This is a genomic window from Limnoglobus sp. (genome assembly GCF_059499385.1).
Window position 1 is genome coordinate 34340 of sequence record NZ_JCABYM010000089.1, and the last position, 3195, is coordinate 37534.

At 68.6% G+C, this 3195-nt stretch carries 1 protein-coding gene; it reads left to right on the plus strand.

Going from position 1 to position 3195, the window contains the following annotated elements; genetic code table 11:
• The first annotated feature begins 169 nt into the window (after window positions 1–169).
• The gene (locus AC5JJ2_RS16450; RefSeq protein ID WP_495859100.1) at window positions 170–3190 is read left to right on the plus strand and encodes a PQQ-dependent sugar dehydrogenase; all 3021 of its coding nucleotides are present in this window, start codon (window positions 170–172) and stop codon (window positions 3188–3190) included.
• Window positions 3191–3195 lie beyond the last annotated feature (5 nt).

Below are 3195 nucleotides of genomic sequence, written 5' to 3' on the forward strand. Positions count from 1 at the left end.
CGGCTGGTTAGCTCCCGATCGGGGGGCCCCCCGGCGGGGGCGCACCGGGGTGGGGCACTCACCCCCCCCCCCGGCGCCCCCGCGCCGGGTTCCACAAGAAGGGCGTATGCGGGTTCGAGGCCGGTGTGGTAAACTCACTTCCCTCTCCGGCCCCCACTCGGACCGACGCATGCGCTCACTCCTGCCCGCAATTCCCTTGCTCGTCTGCACCCTCGCGCTGATCGACACGCGGGCGAAAGAAACCCCGCCCGCGAAGTACGAGTGCCGGTGGGCCGACACGCCGATCGTGCTCGACGGCAAGGCCGACGACCCGGCCTGGAAGCACGCGCAGGTCATCGACGACTTCCGGCTGCTCGGCACGCCGGCGAAGGAGAAGACCCGCGCGAAGCTCCTGTGGGACCGCGAGTATCTTTACTTCTTCGCGGAGCTGGACGACGCCGACCTGTTCGCCGACGTGACCGAGCACGACGGCCCGGCCTGGCAGAACGACTGCTTCGAGCTGTTCCTCAAGCCGTCGAAACAGCACGCCGGGTACTTCGAGTTCGAGGTCAACGCCGCGAACGCCACGCTCGATTCGTTCTTCCCGAAGTGGGACGAGGCGGCGCTCGAGAAGCACATCAAGCACGGCGAGTTCCAGCTGGAAACGAAGGTCGCGCTGAACGGCACGCTGAACAAGCGGGACGACGCGGACGCCGGCTGGACCGTCGAGGGCCGCATCCCGTGGGCGGACTTCCTCCGCGCCGGCGGGCGGCCGGAGCCGGGCGAGGAGTGGGCGTTCGCCCTCTGCCGGTGCGACTACGACAAGGCGTGGAAGGAGCCGGACCTCAGCACCACGGCGGCCATCAAGGCGAAGAAGCTCGGCCCGTTCTTCCACCAGACGGACGACTACCCGCCGCTCGTGTTCGTCGGCCCGGACGCGACGACGGCCCGGCCCTACGGCCTGCGGGAGCGAATCCCCGTCACCTCGTCCACGGTCGTCGGGTCGCCGGACCCGCCGCTGCCGTACAAGGCGGTGCGGGCCTACCCGAAGTTCTCGCCGGCGTTCCCGATCATGGTGAAGCCGGTCCCCGGCGCGGACCAACTGCTGCTCATCACGCAGGACCGGCCGTACTCCGCGACCGGGTTCTGGCGGGTGAAGGACGACCCGAACGTGACGACCGCGGACGCGGTGAAGATGTTCGACACGCCGGACGGCGGGTCGGCGACCGACTTCTGCTTCCACCCCAGGTTCACGGAGAACGGGTACCTCTACGTCGGCTGGAACGGGAAGGGCGGCGGCAAGGTGAAGAAGAAGTCGTGCCGCATCACCCGGTACACGATGCAGCCGAAGCCGCCCTACACGCTCGACGAGAAGAGCGCGAAAACGATCATCGAGTGGGAGTCCGACGGGCACAACGGCGTGGCCGTCTGCTTCGGCCTCGACGGCATGATGTACCTCACCAGCGGCGACGGCACGTCCGACTCCGACACGGACGTGACGGGCCAGAGCACCGACACGCTGCTGGCGAAGGTCCTCCGCATCGACGTGGACCGCACCGAGAACGGGAAGCCTTACGCGATCCCGAAGGACAACCCGTTCCGCGACGAGAAGCGGTTCGCCCCGGAGACCTACGCGACCGGCCTCCGCAACCCGTGGCGGATCGCGTGCGACGCGAAGACCGGGCACGTCTGGGTCGGCAACAACGGCCAGGACCTGTGGGAGCAGGCGTACCTCGTCCGGCCGCGGGACAACTACGGGTGGAGCGTGATGGAGGGCGGCCACGTCTTCTACGCGAACCGCAAGCTCAACGGCACGCCGCACACGATGCCGACGATCGAGCACCACCACTCGGAGTTCCGCTCGCTCACCGGAGGCATCGTCTACTACGGCCCGCAGCTGCCGGACCTCAACGGCGTCTACGTCTACGGCGACTACTCGACCGGCCGCGTCTGGGGGATGAAGCACGACGGTGCGAAACCGGTCTGGCACAGGGAGCTGGCCGCGCCGCGGATGCAGATCACGGCGTTCGGCGTGAACACCCGCGGCGAACTGCTTGTCTGCGACCACCGCGGCGGCGGCGAGGGCGGGTTCTACACGCTCGTCCCGAACACGGACGCGCCCGCGGCCAACTTCCCCCGAAGGCTGTCGGAAAGCGGCCTGTTCGAGAACGTCGCGAAGCACGCGATGAAGCCGGGGGTGATCCCGTACTCGGTGAACGCCCCGTTCTGGTCGGACGGGCTGCACAAGGAGCGGTTCCTGGCGATCCCGTCAAAGGAGCCGATCGACTTCAAGCGAAGCCGCGGGTGGGACTTCCCGGACCGCACGGTCATCGTGAAGAGCTTCGCGCTGGAGGCGGAGGAAGGGAATCCGGCGAGTCGGAAGTGGGTCGAGACGCGGTTCCTGACGAAGCAGGGGACGGAGTGGTTCGGCTACACGTACCTCTGGAACGACGCCGGGACGGACGCGGAGTTGCTGCCGGCCGGCGGGCTGGACAAGAAGTTCGTGGTGAAGACGCCGACGGGCGACCGCGAACAGGTGTGGCACTACCCGAGCCGCGCCGAGTGCATGGTCTGCCACAGCCGGGCGGCGAACTACGTCCTCGGCCTGTGCGAGGTACAGATGAACAAGGACCACGACTACGGCGGTTGCACGAGCAACCAGTTGCGGGAACTCGAACACCTCGGTCTGTTGAAGTACGACGGCACATCCGAGGCGCGGGCCGTGCCGAAGGCGCGGGGCGAGGGGAAGGGGCTGAAGGGGAAGGAACTGGACGAGTACGTCTCGACCCACTCGCAGCAGCCGAACCAGCGGCCGGCGAAGGCGTCGGCGTTCCTGCACCAGTCGCCGGGGTCGTTCCGCAAGCTGGTCGACCCCTACGACCCGGCCCAAGACCTGACGGCGCGGGCGAAGTCGTGGCTGCACGCCAACTGCGCGTCGTGCCACGTCGAGGCCGGCGGCGGGAACGCGGCGATGGAGCTGGAGTTCGCGACGGCGCTCGACAAGATGCGGGTCAAGGGCGTGCCGCCGCTGCACCACAAGTTCGACCTACCGGACGCGAAGCTCGTCGCGCCGGGCCGACCGGACGCGTCCGTGCTGTTGAAGCGCGTGAGCCTCCGCGGCCCGCACCAGATGCCGCCGCTGTCGTCGAACCGCGTGGACGACCGCGGCGTCGCGCTGCTGTGGGAGTGGATCGCGACGATGAAGCCGTGACGTTG

Bases quoted from the DNA above. Each gene is read 5' to 3' on its own strand.
- AC5JJ2_RS16450 (WP_495859100.1), top strand. From the start codon at position 170: ATGCGCTCACTCCTGCCCGCAATTCCCTTGCTCGTCTGCACCCTCGCG.